We start from the raw sequence: 15,982 nt of genomic DNA, 5'->3' as shown, positions 1-15,982 counted from the left end.
GTTTGGTCCCTTTCGGTTTTCAGGTCCGGTTGCGCGGCATCAACACGGCGCAACGGGTTAAAGTCAAGCAGCCCGCAGCCCCAGAAGCGCGCGCGCTTCGGCTGCGGTGGCAATGCGGCGGTCGTGTTTTTCGGCGATCTCGACCGTGCGTTTGACCAGTGCGGCGTTGGACGGGGCCAGCGTGTCGCGGTCCAGCCGCACGTTGTCTTCCAGACCGGTGCGGGCATGGCCACCGGCGGCAATCGACCATTCGTTCAGAGCCGCCTGATTGGCCCCGATCCCTGCGGCACACCACGGCGCGCCGGGCAGCAGGCGGTTCACGGTTTCGACGTAGTAATCAAACACATGCTTGTCGGCAGGCATCGCGTTTTTCACGCCCATGACGAACTGCACATAGGGAGGTTCCTTGATCCGGCCATCGCCATGCATCTTCACCGCTTGCAGGATGTGCGAGAGGTCAAATGCCTCGACTTCGGGCTTGATCCCGTAAGTCACCATTTCCGCCGCCAGCCAATCGACCAGATCGGGCGGGTTTTCGTACACGCGCGTGGGAAAGTTGTTCGACCCCACCGACAGCGACGCCATATCGGGGCGCAGTGACAGCATCGCGCCGCGCGCCTGACCAGCCCCCGAACGGCCCCCGGTCGAAAACTGGATGATCATGCCGGGGCAATGTTTTTCCAGACCTTCCTTGAGGGCCGCGAACTTGTCAGGATCAGCCGAGGGCGTCTCGTCGGCGTTGCGCACATGGGCGTGGCATATGGTGGCACCCGCCTCGAACGCCTCTTGGGTGCTTTCCACCTGTTCGGCCACGCTGATCGGCACGGCAGGGTTGATCGCCTTGGTCGGAAGCGATCCAGTGATGGCGCAGCAGATGATAAGCGGGTTGGTCATGAAATTCGGCCTCTCGGTGACGTTGGGGCGTTTATGCCAAGCGCCGCCCTCAGGGGCAATGGGCAGCAAGCGGTCACGCTCCGGCCCGAATAGGCAAATTTTCCACGCTTGACGCCGATAAGTGGAAGTATCTGACCAATGAACCCTCTGAGAGCCCCTAATCAGACCAGAACTGTGCAGCATTCCGCGCTATAATGATCATCTAAGCCAGCACCGGAGCCCCCATGAGCAAGCTTGATCCCGACTTTGCCACCTATCAGTTGTCCGACCGCTATACCGCGCAGACGGGCCGCGTGTTCCTGACCGGAACGCAGGCCCTTGTGCGGGTGATGCTGGATCAGGCCGCCCGTGACCGCGCGGCGGGGATGAACACGGCCGGTTTCGTCTCGGGCTATCGCGGCTCTCCACTGGGCGGAGTAGATATGGAAATGTGGCGGTCGAAAAAGCTGCTGGCCGAGAATGCCATCGAATTCCTGCCCGCCGTGAACGAAGACTTGGGCGCCACCGCCGTGCTGGGCGCGCAACAGGCCACGCTGGACCCCGATTGCACCGTCGAGGGCGTGTTCTCCATGTGGTATGGCAAGGGTCCGGGGGTGGACCGGTCGGGCGATGCGCTGAAACACGGCAACGCCTACGGCTCGTCGCCCAAGGGCGGCGTGCTGGTGGTGGCGGGCGACGACCACGGCTGCGTGTCGTCGTCGATGCCGCACCAGTCCGATGTCGCGTTCATGTCGTGGTTCATGCCGACGCTGAACCCCGCGACGGTCGCGGAATATCTGGAGTTCGGTGAATACGGGCTGGCGCTCTCGCGGTTTTCGGGCACATGGGTCGGGTTCAAGGCCGTCTCGGAAACCGTCGAGGCGGCACAGTCGATCGACCTGAAGCCTGCCCGCCAGTTTGCCCAGCCCGACTATACGGCACCGCCGGGTGGTCTGCATGTCCGTCCCGCAGACCTGCCCAGCCCAGCAATCGAGACCCGCATCGGGTCCAAGCTGGAAGCGGTCGAAGCCTTTGTCGAGGCCAACCCGATCGACCGGCACATCTACGAGATCAAGGACGCCAGATTCGGCATCGTCACCACCGGCAAGGGCCATCTGGACCTGATGGAAGCCCTGCGCCTGCTGGGCGTGGACGAGGCCGCGTGCCGCCGTCTGGGCATCGACATCTACAAGGTCGGCATGGTCTGGCCACTGGCACGCCGCGACGCTCTGGACTTTGTGCGTGGCAAGGAAGAAGTGCTGGTGATCGAGGAAAAGCGCGGCATCATCGAAAGCCAGTTCAAGGAGTATTTCTATGACTGGCCGGGGGACAAGCCTGCGCGCATGGTCGGCAAGCACCGCGCGGCGGGCGATCCGCTGATCCCGTGGACGGGCGAGCTGTCACCGCTGCTGCTGGCCCCCATCGTGGCCGAACGTCTGCACGGCTTCTTTCCCGACGAAAACTTGCCCGCCAAGGCCGCCGCCCTGACCGAAACCCCACCGCCCGTCCTGTCGCGCGCAGGGGCCACGCGCACGCCCTATTTCTGCTCGGGCTGCCCGCATAACACCTCGACCAAAGTGCCCGAAGGGTCCACCGCCGCCAGCGGCATCGGCTGTCATGTCATGGCCTCGTGGATGGACCGCAACACCGTGGGCTATGCCCAGATGGGCGGCGAAGGCGTGCCGTGGGCCGCAGCCAGCCGGTTCAACGGAAACAAGCATATATTCCAGAACCTTGGCGAAGGCACCTGGTATCACTCCGGCTCTCTGGCGATCCGGCAATCGGTCGCGGCGAAATCGAACATCACCTACAAGATTCTGTACAACGACGCGGTCGCCATGACCGGCGGCCAGCCCGTCGATGGCCCCGTCAGCGTGCTGGGTATCGCCCAGACCTGCCGCGCCGAAGGCGTCGAGCGGATCGCACTGGTGTCCGACGACATCGACAAATTCGATGCAGCGGACTTTCCGCGCGACACCACATTCCACGACCGTGCCGAAATGGACGGCGTGCAGCGCGAGTTGCGCGACCTCAAGGGCACCAGCGTTCTGATCTACGAACAGACCTGCGCCACCGAGAAACGCCGCCGCCGCAAACGTGGCACCGCCGAAGATCCGCCACGCTTTGCCTATATCAACGATCTGGTCTGCGAAGGCTGCGGTGACTGTTCGGTCGAGAGCAACTGCCTGAGCGTCGAGCCGAAAGAGACCCCCTTTGGCCGCAAGCGCAAGATCAACCTGTCGTCGTGCAACAAGGATTTCTCGTGCCTGAACGGTTTTTGCCCCAGCTTTGTCACGGTCGAGGGAGCCACTCGGCGCAAGCGCGAAGTCAGCATTGATCTTTCCGGCCCGCTATCAACCCTGCCGCAGCCCGACGTGCCGCGTCTGGATGCACCCTATGGCCTGCTGGTCGCGGGTGTCGGTGGCACCGGCGTCGTGACCGTCGGTGCGCTGATCACCATGGCGGCCCACCTTGAGGGCAAGGGATCAAGCGTGCTGGACTTTACCGGATTTGCGCAGAAATTCGGCACCGTGCTGGGCTATGTCCGGCTGGCCCCCAAGCCTGTGGACATTCATCAGGTCCGCATCGAGGCCGGGCGCGCCGATGCAATGATCGCCTGCGATGCGGTCGTGGCCTCGTCGCCCAAGGCGTCCGCGCACTTGCGCGCAGGCACCCGCGTGGTGCTGAACCGCGCCGAGATGCCCACCGGCGATCTGGTGTTGCGCCGCGATGCGGACCTCGAGATCGACGAACGCGAAGCGATGGTACGCGGTGTGGTCGGTGACGACAACGTGCTGGGCATGGACGCGAACAAGCTGTCCGACGACCTGATGGGCGACACAGTCTTCGCCAACATCATCCTGCTGGGCGCCGCGTGGCAACAAGGGCTGGTGCCGGTCAGCGAGATCGCCCTGAAACAGGCGATGGTGCTGAACGGCGTGGCCGTGGACAAGAACAAACAGGCCTTTGATATTGGCCGCGTGCTGGCCGTGAACCCCGATGCCTTGGGCGTTTCCGACGACGCCCCCGCCGAAGAAACGCTGGAGCAGTTGATCGACCGCCGCGCCGATTTCCTGACCGACTACCAGAACGCCAGATACGCCAGACGCTACCGCGACCGGCTGGCGCGTCTGTCCGCAGACGTGCCGCCCGAAATGGTCGCTCTGGCTGCGCGTTCACTGTTCAAGCTGATGGCCTACAAGGACGAATACGAGGTCGCGCGGCTGATGACTCAAACAGGGTTCGAGGCGAAACTGGCCGAGGAATTCGAGGGCGATTACAAGGTGAACTACCACCTCGCACCACCGCTGCTGCCCTTGGGCCGCGATGCGCGTGGCCGTCCGAACAAGCGGGCGTTTGGCCAGTGGATGACGCCGGTGCTGCGCGGCATGGCGCACCTCAAGGGTCTGCGCGGCACGGTTTTCGATCCGTTCGGACGCAGTCACGACCGCAAGCTGGACCGCGCCCTGTTGCACTGGTTCGACGAGGTCATGGACCGCGTGGCCGATCGCCACAGCGCCGACACCGCCGAGGCCTGCGCCACCCTGCTGGCCCTGCCGATGGACGTGCGCGGCTATGGCCCCGTGCGCGAAAAGGCCGCCGCCGACGTGATGGCGCGGGCCAACGCGATTTCGGTTTAGAACGTGCCACGCGCGCTGATTTGATGACGCGGCGTCAGCGCGCGCACAGCACCGATCTTTTCGTCCTGCGCTCACTGGCTCTGGACACTGCCCCCGTCTTGCGATCAGAATGGTATACCAAACAGCCACGCCCTGAATCGCCTCCGGAGGAGCCACCAGATGTCCAAGCTACGCCCGCAAGATCTACGATCCCGCAAATGGTTCCTGAACCCGGACAATATGGAAATGACGGCGCTCTATATGGAACGCTATCTGAATTACGGCCTGACCCGAGAAGAGCTGCAATCGGGCAAACCGATCATCGGCATCGCGCAAACGGGCAGCGACCTCAGCCCGTGCAACCGCCACCACCTTGAGCTGACCAAACGCGTGCGCGACGGCATCATCGCCGCCGGTGGCGTGCCGATGGAGGTGCCCGTCCACCCCATTCAGGAAACCGGCAAACGCCCCACCGCGATGCTGGACCGCAACCTTGCCTATCTGGGTCTGGTCGAGGCGCTTTATGGGTATCCGCTGGACGGCGTCGTACTGAACATCGGCTGCGACAAGACCACGCCCGCCCTGCTGATGGCCGCCGCCACCGTGAACATCCCCGCCATCGCCCTGTCGGTCGGCCCGATGCTGAACGGCTGGTTCGAAGGCGAGCGCGCAGGCTCGGGCACCGTGATCTGGAAGGCCCGCGAGCGTCTGGCCTCGGGCGAGATCAATGACGAACAGTTCTTGGAAATCGCCGCCGCCTCTGCGCCCTCTGTGGGGTATTGCAACACGATGGGCACCGCGACCACGATGAACTCGCTGGCCGAGGCGCTGGGGATGCAACTGCCCGGCTCTGCCGCCATCCCCGCCCCCTACCGCGAGCGCGGGCAGATCAGCTACGAGACCGGCAAGCGGATCGTCGATATGGTCTGGGACGACCTGCGCCCCTCGGACATCATGACGCGCGAGGCGTTCGAGAACGCCATCGCCATCAACTCGGCGCTTGGCGGATCGACCAACGCGCCGATCCACCTGAACGCCATCGCCCGCCATCTGGGCGTGCCGCTGGACAACGATGACTGGCAGACCCACGGCCACCACATCCCGCTGCTGGTCAACCTGCAACCCGCAGGCAAATATCTGGGTGAGGACTTCCACCGCGCAGGTGGCGTGCCTGCTGTGATCGGTGCCTTGCTGCGGGCCAACCTGCTGCCCAACCCCGATGCGATCACCGCAAACGGGCACACTATGGGCGACAACTGCGCGCAAAAGGCATCGGTGAACGAAGACGTCATTCGCACCGTCGAAGAACCGCTGATGCAGAATGCGGGCTTTATCAACCTCAAGGGCACGCTGTTCGACAGTGCGATCATGAAAACCAGCGTGATCGACGCCGCGTTCCGCAAGACATACCTGAGCAACCCAGACGATCCCGAAGCCTTCGAGGGTCGTGTCGTGGTGTTCGACGGGCCAGAGGATTATCACCACCGTATCGACGACCCCGCCGAAAACATCGACGCCGATTGCATTCTGGTCATGCGCGGCGCGGGGCCAAAGGGCTATCCCGGCGGGGCCGAAGTGGTGAACATGCGCGCGCCGTCATACCTGCTGAAACAGGGCATCCACGCGCTGCCGTGCATCGGCGACGGACGGCAATCGGGCACCTCCGGGTCGCCGTCGATCCTGAACGCCGCCCCCGAGGCTGCGGACAATGGCGGGCTGGCGCTGCTGCGCAATGGCGACAGGCTGCGCATCGACCTGAACAAATTCACCGCCGACATCCTGTTGTCAGAGGAAGAACTGACAGCACGACGTGAACAGTTGATGGCCGATGGCGGTTATAAGTATCCCGCCAGTCAGTCGCCGTGGCAGCAATATTTTCGCGAGTTGGTCGAACCTTTCGACAAGGGCATGACCCTGCGCGACGCGGCAAACTATCAGGACATCGCGCGCACCAAAGGGGTGCCGCGCGACAACCACTAGGAACCTGTGTGCGTGTAGCGGGCACCGGGTGCGGGCGGGTCTTCGGGCCCGCCCGCAAAGCATTGGGCCATCGCCATCCATTGCTTGGCCACGGGGCCAGTGGTGGTCAGGCCTGTATCGACGACATTGCGTGTCTGGCAAACCACTTTGGCAAAATCCACCGCCGTGCCATCGACGCGATTGTCGGGCTGGTCATCGCCCCATGTCCATACGGAACCGGATGGGGCGGTTAGCCGCACGAACGGCGCGGGCGCAGGCACATCCAGCCCGCGATTGGCAAAGGTCCAGCCAAAGGTCACCACGCCCAGATGCGCGATGCTGCGAATACGGTCGTGTTCGGTGCGGGTCTGGCCAAGCAGGTCAAAAACCTCTTGCCCGTGGGCCCATGTCTCCATCAACCGGGCGGTGATGGACGACAGCGCGCTCATGTCCGGTCCTGCCCACTTCAGCCGCTTCTTAGGATCGGCGGCAGCAAAGGCATCGGCCGTGGCATGGGCCTCGCGGTGCCATTCCTCCATCAAGGTACGCCCACGCAGACCCGCCAGCCACGGGTATTGCAACGCGCGCAGCGAGACGCCCTTGGCCATGCCTTGCCCGATCGGCGCAAAGAAACTGGCAAAGGCCGCATCGCTTTCCAGTGACTTGGCGGCGGCCACGTTGAACATATGCAGGTGGCCAATCACATCGTCGATGGTCCAGCCCTTGAACTGTGTCGGCTGGTCAAAATCAGCGTCGGACAAGGGCTGCAAGATGGCGGCCAATGTGTCGGTCTCGTCGCGAAAATCTTCGGCTTGTTGCATCGTGGCCTCGCTTGCGTGTCGGTTGCAGGCCACGTTGATCAATCTGTCGGACAATGGCAATCGCGACGGTGCGTTGCCCTGTGCTGGGAATTTGCCTAGCCAAGCTTCACCGTGCCATCCGCAATCCAGCCGTCCAGCACCGCCAGTGCGGCGTCAGCAAAGGCTGCGTCGTTGATGTGCGCATCCAGCATGGTCAATCCCAGCGGAGCCTTGACCGTCTTCTCCATCTCGTCCGCCATTGCGGCCAGCGCCTGCGGGTCATGGGCCTCGCCGCCTTCACGGTCCCACTCCTCGACGCCACCTTTTGGCATCAGCACATGCACGGGTGCGTTTGCGCGCTCCAGCCGCGCTACAATATCGCGCACCAGCGCACGGCGTTCATCCCCCGACAGGGCCGCAGATTTGATCAGACGGTTGTGCGCGTGAAACGGACGGTCGGTGTATGCTGCGGGGATGTCCTGCCAACCCGCATAATCAACCAGATCGGCACAGCCCGGTGCCACGATCTGCGGTGTACCGGCGGCACCGGCACGGGTCAGGCGCTCGGGGCCGGAATGTACCACACTGCCGACCATCAGATTGCCCAGTTCGGGCAAGGCAAAATCCATCACGGCGGCAAAATACCCCTGCTGCGCCAGCGATTCAAACGCCATCCCGCCCATGCCCGTGGCGTGAAACACTGCCACCTCGAATCCGCGCTCTTGCAGCGGATCGCGCAGGTGTTTCATGTATTTCAGACAGGATGACCCCAGCGAAGTCATCCCGATCACGGGCCGCGTGGACACCGGCGCCTCGACGGCCATTGCCGCGCCCAGCACCGCCCCCGCCGCCTGGCTAAGCGAGGATTTGCAGACCGAGTTCAGCCCGTACAGCCCCCCTGCCCACAGGATCATCTGGATATCGGGCGCCAGTCGGTCCGCAGGGATCAACGGCGAGAACGATACGGTAGAGACCACATATTTCGGCACCCCCAAAGGCAGCGCCTGCGCGCAGTCCAGCGCCAGATCGGTGCCCATCGTGCCGCCCAGCGCCAGCATCCCGTCAATCTTGCCATCCGCATACAGTTGCGCCGTCAGCGCCGCCGCCCCGCGCGCCATGATCTGCATCGCCGCATTCTCGTCGCCCGCATCAATCGCCTGCCTGATCGACGCGCCGCCCGCTTCCGCGACCTGATGTTTGGACAGATCGGTTGGCGCAGACGGATCACCCAGCACGCTGACATCCATGCTCAGCACCTGCCCGCCCATGTCCGCAATGCGCTGGCAGATATAGTGCAACTCGTCGTCTTTGGTGTCGTAGGTGCCGATGACAAGAATGGTTTTCATAGGGAATGCTCCGGTGTCCGCGCGGTCAATAATCGCTGTCTTGGGTCAGGTGGATGTCGGTATCGGTGTTCTGTGGCGGATTGCGGCGTTCGCGGATCAGGGTGCGGATGTGCAGCGCGATCACCAGCAGGATCATCGCAAAGATAATCATCGCAATAGGCCGGTCGATCATGTCCAACGGGGTTTTCACCCGTGGCATCGACGACCGCAGCTTGACCTCCATGATGTTGCCCAGGACCATCCCAAGGATGATCGGCACGATGGGCAGGTTCAGCCGCTTGAGGACCACGCCAAACACGCCGAACACGCAGGCAATGGCGCAGTCGGTGATCGAATTGCGCAGCGAATAGACCCCCACAAAGCTCAGCAGCAGGATCGCCACCCCGATCAGCCGCGTGGGCAGTTCGATGATCCGCGCCAACGCATTGGTCGACACCATCAAAAAGGCCAGCACGATCACGTTCAGGATCAACAGCGCCAGATACAGCGCCATGACAAAATCCATCTGCCCCTGAAACAGTTGCGGGCCGGGCACAACGTTGTGCACATAGAACACCGACAGCATCATCGCGGTCAGCGCCTCGCCCGGAATGCCCAGCGCCAGCAGCGGGATCATCGCGGCGGCGGGCACCGCATTGTTCGCGGCCTCGGATGCAATCAGCCCCTCGGGCGCGCCGTTGCCGAACTGTTCGGGCGTTTTCGATGTTTTCTGCGCATAGGTATAGGACATGAACTGTGCAGTGAATTCGCCTACCCCCGGGATCATGCCCATCAGCACACCGAACGTGGACGAGACTGCAGCCACGCGCTTGTAAAGCCACAGCTCCTTCAGCCCCGAGAACAGCGAACCGCTGATAGACGCCATTCTGGGCCGCTCATCCGGCTGCACCAGCAACAGGAACGCCTGACTGAGCGCGAACAGCCCCAGCACCACCACGATCAGATCAACACCCGACGTCAACCAGCTTTGGTCAAAGGTGAAACGGCGCGAATAGCTGACCGGCTCCAGCCCCACGGTTTGCAAAAAAATCCCGAAGGTTGCCAGCATACCGGCAGCAAAAGTCTGGCCGCGGTGCGCCAGCACAACAAGGATCATGCCCAGCAGCGCTGCCAGAAAAATCTCGCGCGAGCCGAAGTTCGGCGCGATTTTGGCCAACAGCGGGGCCAGCAGGATCAGACAGAGGATCGAGAAGATGCCGCCAAAGAACGATGCCGAATAGGCCAGCGCCACAGCGCGCCGCGCCTCGCCGTTCTGGGTCATCGGATAACCGTCATAGGTGGTCAGCGCGTTCACCGCCGTCCCCGGCGTGTTGATCAGAACCGCAGGCAGCGCGCCGCCGTACATGGATGATCCATAGATACCCAGCAGCATCGTCAAGCCCACAAGCGGTGGCATGGCAAAAGTGGCGGGCAGCAAAATGGCAATCGCCACCGCCGCGCCAACCCCCGGAATCGCGCCGATGATCACGCCACCAACCGATCCCGCCAGCAGCGCCAGCAGCACCTGCCAATCCATCAGCAGGCCGAAGGCTGAAACGAATACATCCATTGTCCGCGCCCCTTAAAAATACGTCAGCATAAAGGCGCGCAGGCCAGTCGGCAGGTATTCATAGACCGCACCACCGGGGATCTTAACCTGCAAGAACGCCTTGAACGCCACGACGATCACCACCCCCATCACGGCTGCGCCCGCCAATGTGCCAAGCTGGCGATACCCCGCCCGCAACGCCAGCAGCACTGCAAAAACCACGGTGCAGGGCAGATAGCCCGCCACCGGCACCGACAAAACATAGGCCATGAACCAGCCCGCATATTCCAGCGTGCGCACCCATTGCCAGACCTCGCCCCAGCGCCCGTGCAGGCGCGGTGACAACACGGATGACAACAGGTGCAGCGCCGAGAAAAAGACCATCAGGTAAATCGACACCGTCGGCCAGAACGCAGGCTGCGAAAATATCTTGCCGCCCTGTTTCCACGGGCTTTGCGTGTCCAGTTGGGTCAGCAGAAACACCGAAAACAGCAAGAAGACCCAAGCGAAGACAACGTCCCCCGGTCGACGGTATCGTTTGAACAACTCTTGCAGCCCTTTGAATCGGGTCATGGTGCGGCAATCTCCGGCGGCAAAAAGGAACGGCGCCGCCCTTGGGGCGACGCCGGTGCGGACTTACTCGAGCGTGGCGTTGATACCGGCCAGCGTGTCGATGTCGCGTCCGATCCGCGCTTGCGACTGGTCGGCATCTTCCCAGTAAACCAGCGCACCGGTGTCCGCGGCCAACTGCTGTGCGCGGTCGGACATCACTGTTTCCTTGGCCACTGCAACAAGAGCATCACGCACATCTTGCGGTGTGTCCTTGTGTACAAACAGACCGTTCCACAGCGAAATCGCCAGCTTCGGGTCCAGTTCGCCCACCGTGGGCGCGTCCGGCACAATGCTGATCCGCTCGTCAGTGACCGCTGCCAGAACCTTCAGGTCATCAAGGCACGGCATAACCTGTTGCAACGTGGTGTTCATCACATCCACATCGCCCGAGGCCAGCGTGTTGCAGTCCAGCGCGTCAAACGCAGCGTCCGACGCATAAGAGAACCCCTTGGACGCAGCCAGTGCCATCGTCACCTTGGTCGGCACCAGCGGCGCACCGAAGTGGCCCAGAACAACATCGTTCTCCTTGGCATAGGTCGCCAGCCCGTCAATGTCGTCATAAGGCGCGTCTTTGCCGGTCACGATCACAAAGGGATAGGTCAGAAAGGTGCCCAGCGGCTCGAAGGGGTTAGGACTCAGTTCGGGGATGCCGATGTCGGGGCCGACAACCGGAACCGCGATGATGAACGATCCAACGGTATAGCCGTCAGCGGGGGCCAGCGCCACTTCGACCGCACCGGGGAATGGGCCGCCGCCGCCGCCGGGTTTGTTCACCACGGCTGCGGGCACGCCGTATTTGGTTTGGAAATCCTCGGCGATCATGCGCGTCAGCACGTCCTCCAGATCGCCCGGAGGCCACGGCACAACGAACGACACGGGTTTTTCGGGGTATTCGGCCACAGCTGCGATGGGCGCCGCCAGAAAGGCCAGCGCTGTGCTGGTCGCCAGAATGGTCTTGGTGAAAGTCTTCATCAGTTTCTCCCTGCGGGGTTGACCGCTATTTCTTATCGGTACACTATTGTTACCATTGGTTCAGGAATGATGCCGCCAAGTCGTGTACCTGTCAACACGTACAACCCCCAAGGCTGGAGAATGCCCGATGTCGAAGACGTCAATGAGCACGGTGGACAAGGCGCTGGCTCTGTTGCGCTACTTTTCTGTGCAGCATCCCGAGATCGGCCTAAGCGAGCTGTCCCGGCTGGCGGGTTACGACAAGACAACCATCCTGCGCTGCATGACCGCGCTGGAACGCAATGGATTCATTGAACAAAGCCCTGAGACCAAGCGCTACCGGCTTGGCCTTGCCCCTGCGACCTACGCCCGCATCCGCGAACGCAGCTTTCCCCTGATGGCGTTTTTGCAGCCGCAAATGGACCGTCTGGCAGCCAACACCGGTGAAACCGCCCATGCTACGGTGGTGACAGGGCACATCTTGATGACTGTTCAGATCAGCGAACCGGACCGCGCCACGCGAGTCTATATCGACCCGTCGATTCCCCTGCCCGTTCACGCCACGGCTTCGGGGATAGTCATTGCAGCCCATCTGCCCGACGCACAGCGCGCCGATCTGGTGGCCCATTCGGCATTCCAGCAGTTCACCGACAGCACCACTGTTGACCCGCAACTATTCAACGATCAACTGGCGCGTGCCCGCGCCCAAGGCTTTGCACGTGCCGACCGGTCGTTCGAAAATGATGTGATGGGCACAGCGGCTGCGTTTTTTGGACCAAACGGCGTGCTGGGCGGCGCGGTGGCCGTGGCCGCCGTGGCCTCGCGCTTTGACGCAAGGGTCGAAGCGCGCATCGTGCAAGAGGTGCGCGCCGCTGCTGCCTCTGTCACCCAGCAACTTGGCGGCACCCTCCCGACAGCACCCGCAGGCGGCAATTGACGTCACCGCCAGCGGGTGATCCAGACAGCCGCCGCCGTGACCACGCCGTACACCAGCATCCCGCTGGCCACGCCGATGAACACACCCCGTACGCCCAGATCCGTGACTTGTATCAACAACAGCGCCACACCAAAGGCCACCGCCATGCGAAACAGGCTGGCCATCACTGGCCACATCATCCGCGCTGCACCCTGACTGGCAAAGAACAACGCCAGACCCAGCCCAAAGAACGCATAGAACGGGGCCACCGTTCGGAAATAGGCACGGCCAACCTCCAGCGTCGCGGTGTCGGAAGCATCGAGGAAGATGCGCAGCCACAGGTCCGGAAAGACCGCAACCAATGCGCCGATGCCCCCGACGATGACGGCAGCGGCAATTGCGCCAGTCCACGCCACCCGCAACGCACGGGCTGTGTTGCCCGCACCGATGTTGGCGCCCACCATCGACGTCATGGCTGCCCCAATTCCGAACACCACCGGAATCATCAGAAACTCCAAACGCGCGCCCAGCCCGTAGCCTGCCAGCGCCGCCGTGCCAAAGCGCCCGACCAGCGCCACCATCAGCACGATGGTCAGAACCGACTGCGCCGAGTTCACCGATGCAATGACACCAACCCGCAGAATGTCGCGGAACATCTCGCCGCGCAGTCGCGACAGCGCACCGTCCATGCTCAGCCCCATGCGCCCTGCAAGCAGCATCGCCATCGCCACCAGCCCCGCAGCGCCGTTGGACACGATAAGCCCAGCCGCAAGCCCCGCCATGCCCCATGCCGGAAACGGCCCCCAGCCCAACGCCAGCGCCCCCGATACCGGAATCGACCCCAGCGACACCACGAACAACAGCAGCGACGGCATCGCCATGTTGCCGGTGCCACGAATAACACTGAGCGATGCGTGGCACAGCCACAGCGCAATACAGCCCGGAAAAAACACACCCGCATAGGACAGGGCCGCCGCAACCGCCGCCGCATCGCCCCCCAGTGCCGTGAAAACCGCACGGCCAAACAGCGCCATCAGCACCGCCGACCCTGCCGCCGCAACCACACCGATGATCCATGCCGCCAGCGTCAGCCCGCTGGCGCGCGCCGTATCCCCGCCCCCCAGCGCGCGTGCAACCGCTGCCGAGATGGCCCCGCCCATCGCACCCGCCGCCAGCATTTGCGTCAACATCATCAGCGGGAACACCAAGGCCAGCCCAGCCAACGCATTCACCCCCATCCGCCCCGCAAAATAGGCTTCGGCAATGCTGGTGACCGATGTGACAAACATCGCCAGCACATTGGGGGCCGCCAGCCGTGCCAGCGTCGGTCCGATGGGGCCGTTCAACAGCCTGTGCGTGCGTGCGACGCGCGCAGCCGCCGTAGCGTCGGGCAGGTTCATCGCAGGACGCAGGGGCGCGGTGGCGGTGTCTGGCATGGGCTCAGCCTTTGTGCAGCGAAAAGATGAAACAGGTGGTCGTTGCATGGGCATAAAGCTTGCCATCCTCAACACCCACAAGCCGCGCCTCGGCGGTGGCCATCTGCCGGCCACGGTGAATCAGCGTACCCGTTGCCCGCATCCGCCCCGCAGTCGGCCCCATCGCACGGGTATAGTTGACCTTCAACTCGGCGGTAGAGAACCCCTCGCCCGCCTGCAAGATCGTGTGGATCGCAAGCCCCAACGCCGAATCCAGCACCGTCGCAGCAAAACCACCGTGGACCCCGCCCATCGGGTTCAACACGAAATCACTTGGGGTGGCATCGACCACCGCGCGCCCCTCGCCCAACTCGTGTGGGATGTGCATCCCCACGGTCGGCCCTATCGAAGGTTCGGCCCCGATCCGGCCCGAAGTCAGCGCCTGCAAATACTCCAGTCCCGACATCTGCATCGCGGCGACCGGATCAAAAGCGGGCATCGGATAGTCATAGCTTCGGGTCTTGTGGGTAACAGTGGTGGCGATCATGGCAGGCTCCTTTGCAAACAGGCAAGTCAGTTCTATATCAGAACTAACTAGTAAGTTCTCTTTCGGAACCTGTCAACTTGGTGTAGAGTCAAAACATGAAATGGAATGATCTTGGAACCGACCCCTGCCCCGTTGCCCGCGGCCTGTCCGTCATTGGCGACCGCTGGACCATGCTGGTGGTGCGTGAATGTTTCTTCGGCATCCGCCGCTTCGACAAAATGCAAGAGCGTCTGGGCATCACCCGCCACATTCTGGCCGACCGCTTGCGCACCCTCGAAGCCGCAGGCGTGCTGCGCCGCGAGGCCTATCAAGAGCGACCCCTGCGCTATGAGTACAGGCTGACCGATCGGGGCAAGGCGCTTTATCCGGTGTTTGTATCGCTGATTGACTGGGCCAATGACGCGGTCCCCGTCAAAGGCGGCTCATCCGTCACGCTGGTCTCGCGCGACACCGGCGCACCGATCAAGCCTGCAATGATCGACACCAACACCGGTGCGCCTATCACCCCGCGATCCGTTATCGCCCAGCGGCGGGAATCCACCTAATAAATTGATCTTAAGAGAAAAATTCTGATACTCCGGGACCAGCACCCCCTTTGAAAAACCGTCGCGCCAGCGGCCTTCAGATCGGGTGCATCACCGGCCCATCCAGCCGCCGTCGACCACCAGCACCTCGCCGCTCACATAATCCGACGCCCCCGAGGCCAGAAACACCACCGGTCCGGCCAAATCCTCGGGCCGCCCCCAGCGTCCTTGCGGAATCCGCTGCAAGATCGCACCAGCGCGCTCGGCATCATCCTGCAAGGCCTGCGTGTTGTCCGTGGCGATATAACCGGGCGCAATCGCGTTCACAGTCACGCCCTGCCCCGCCCATTCGTTCGACAGAGCCTTGGTCAGTTGCGCTATGCCGCCCTTGCTGGCGGCATAGCCCGGCACCGTAAACCCGCCCTGAAAGCTCAGCAGCGACGCGGTGAAGATAATCTTGCCCGACCCGCGCGCCACCATCGCACCACCGATGATCTTTGACAGCACGAACTGCGCCGACAGATTGACCTCGATCACCTCGTCCCACCACTCGTCGGAATGCTCTGCCGCAGGCGCACGGCGGATGGTGCCCGCATTGTTCACCAGAATATCCGGCACACCCGCAGCCACCACCGCAGCGCCAAATGCCCGCACCTGCGCGCGGTCGGTAAAATCGCATTGATAGGCCGTGAACCTGCGCCCCAGACCTTCAACCGCTTGTGCCACCGCACTGCCTTCAGGTTCCAACGTCGCGGACACGCCGATGATGTCCGCCCCCGCAGCCGCCAGCGCTTCGGCCATCGCGCGGCCGATGCCACGCTTGCATCCAGACACCAGCGCCACCTTGCCGCTCAGGTCAAATCCGGCAAGCCCGTTCATAGCCGCACCCAT

At 63.0% G+C, this 15,982-nt stretch carries 13 protein-coding genes; 4 read left to right on the top strand and 9 right to left on the bottom strand.

Annotation, left to right across the window (positions count from 1 at the left end; genetic code table 11):
• Positions 1 to 63 precede the first annotated feature (63 nt).
• On the bottom strand, positions 64 to 894 hold the full coding sequence (locus SULPSESMR1_RS02825; RefSeq protein ID WP_089422099.1) for a 3-keto-5-aminohexanoate cleavage protein: 831 nt from the start codon (positions 892 to 894) through the stop codon (positions 64 to 66).
• 224 nt (positions 895 to 1,118) lie between these two features.
• Between SULPSESMR1_RS02825 and SULPSESMR1_RS02820 the strand changes: the two genes are divergently transcribed.
• A complete protein-coding gene (locus tag SULPSESMR1_RS02820; RefSeq protein WP_089419470.1) occupies positions 1,119 to 4,514 on the top strand; it encodes an indolepyruvate ferredoxin oxidoreductase family protein in 3,396 nt (1,131 codons plus the stop codon).
• Between the two features lie 159 nt (positions 4,515 to 4,673).
• Complete coding sequence (locus SULPSESMR1_RS02815) at positions 4,674 to 6,473, top strand: IlvD/Edd family dehydratase (RefSeq protein ID WP_089419469.1); 1,800 nt, start codon at positions 4,674 to 4,676, stop codon at positions 6,471 to 6,473.
• Here SULPSESMR1_RS02815 and SULPSESMR1_RS02810 read toward each other — a convergent pair.
• The 5 genes from SULPSESMR1_RS02810 to SULPSESMR1_RS02790 all read right to left on the bottom strand — a co-directional run bounded on the left by SULPSESMR1_RS02810 (position 6,470) and on the right by SULPSESMR1_RS02790 (position 11,710).
• The gene (locus SULPSESMR1_RS02810) at positions 6,470 to 7,273 is read right to left on the bottom strand and encodes a TIGR03084 family metal-binding protein (protein WP_089422098.1); all 804 of its coding nucleotides are present in this window, start codon (positions 7,271 to 7,273) and stop codon (positions 6,470 to 6,472) included. The two genes, SULPSESMR1_RS02815 and SULPSESMR1_RS02810, sit on opposite strands and share 4 nt — an antisense overlap.
• Positions 7,274 to 7,368: 95 nt before the next feature.
• On the bottom strand, positions 7,369 to 8,598 hold the full coding sequence (locus SULPSESMR1_RS02805; protein WP_089419468.1) for a Tm-1-like ATP-binding domain-containing protein: 1,230 nt from the start codon (positions 8,596 to 8,598) through the stop codon (positions 7,369 to 7,371).
• Positions 8,599 to 8,623: 25 nt separating this feature from the next.
• Complete coding sequence (locus SULPSESMR1_RS02800) at positions 8,624 to 10,147, bottom strand: tripartite tricarboxylate transporter permease (RefSeq protein WP_089419467.1); 1,524 nt, start codon at positions 10,145 to 10,147, stop codon at positions 8,624 to 8,626.
• A gap of 12 nt (positions 10,148 to 10,159) precedes the next feature.
• Positions 10,160 to 10,699 carry a tripartite tricarboxylate transporter TctB family protein gene (locus tag SULPSESMR1_RS02795; RefSeq protein WP_089419466.1) on the bottom strand — a complete coding sequence of 180 codons (540 nt, stop codon included), beginning with the start codon at positions 10,697 to 10,699 and terminating at the stop codon, positions 10,160 to 10,162.
• Between the two features lie 63 nt (positions 10,700 to 10,762).
• Positions 10,763 to 11,710, bottom strand: a complete 948-nt coding sequence (locus SULPSESMR1_RS02790) for a tripartite tricarboxylate transporter substrate-binding protein (RefSeq protein ID WP_089419465.1) — start codon at positions 11,708 to 11,710, stop codon at positions 10,763 to 10,765.
• A 127-nt stretch (positions 11,711 to 11,837) separates the two neighbouring features.
• Between SULPSESMR1_RS02790 and SULPSESMR1_RS02785 the strand changes: the two genes are divergently transcribed.
• Positions 11,838 to 12,626: an IclR family transcriptional regulator gene (locus SULPSESMR1_RS02785; protein WP_089419464.1), complete on the top strand. Its 789-nt coding sequence runs from the start codon at positions 11,838 to 11,840 to the stop codon at positions 12,624 to 12,626.
• A 2-nt stretch (positions 12,627 to 12,628) separates the two neighbouring features.
• Here the strand turns inward: SULPSESMR1_RS02785 and SULPSESMR1_RS02780 are convergent, their stop codons facing one another.
• Positions 12,629 to 14,041, bottom strand: coding sequence for an MATE family efflux transporter (locus tag SULPSESMR1_RS02780; protein WP_240311284.1), 1,413 nt, complete (start codon positions 14,039 to 14,041; stop codon positions 12,629 to 12,631).
• A gap of 4 nt (positions 14,042 to 14,045) precedes the next feature.
• Positions 14,046 to 14,567 (bottom strand): PaaI family thioesterase, encoded by a 522-nt coding sequence (locus SULPSESMR1_RS02775; protein WP_198362845.1) that lies wholly within the window; start codon positions 14,565 to 14,567, stop codon positions 14,046 to 14,048.
• A gap of 95 nt (positions 14,568 to 14,662) precedes the next feature.
• On the opposite strand from SULPSESMR1_RS02775, the gene SULPSESMR1_RS02770 reads away from it, so the two are divergent.
• Positions 14,663 to 15,112, top strand: coding sequence for a winged helix-turn-helix transcriptional regulator (locus SULPSESMR1_RS02770; protein WP_089419463.1), 450 nt, complete (start codon positions 14,663 to 14,665; stop codon positions 15,110 to 15,112).
• 90 nt (positions 15,113 to 15,202) lie between these two features.
• Here the strand turns inward: SULPSESMR1_RS02770 and SULPSESMR1_RS02765 are convergent, their stop codons facing one another.
• A complete protein-coding gene (locus SULPSESMR1_RS02765) occupies positions 15,203 to 15,970 on the bottom strand; it encodes an SDR family oxidoreductase (protein WP_089419462.1) in 768 nt (255 codons plus the stop codon).
• Between the last annotated feature and the right edge of the window lie 12 nt (positions 15,971 to 15,982).

It is taken from the genome of Pseudosulfitobacter pseudonitzschiae (genome assembly GCF_002222635.1).
Lineage (GTDB): Bacteria > Pseudomonadota > Alphaproteobacteria > Rhodobacterales > Rhodobacteraceae > Pseudosulfitobacter > Pseudosulfitobacter pseudonitzschiae_A.
Note: the sequence above shows the minus strand (reverse complement) of the source record. Positions and strands in the feature narration are given on the sequence as shown.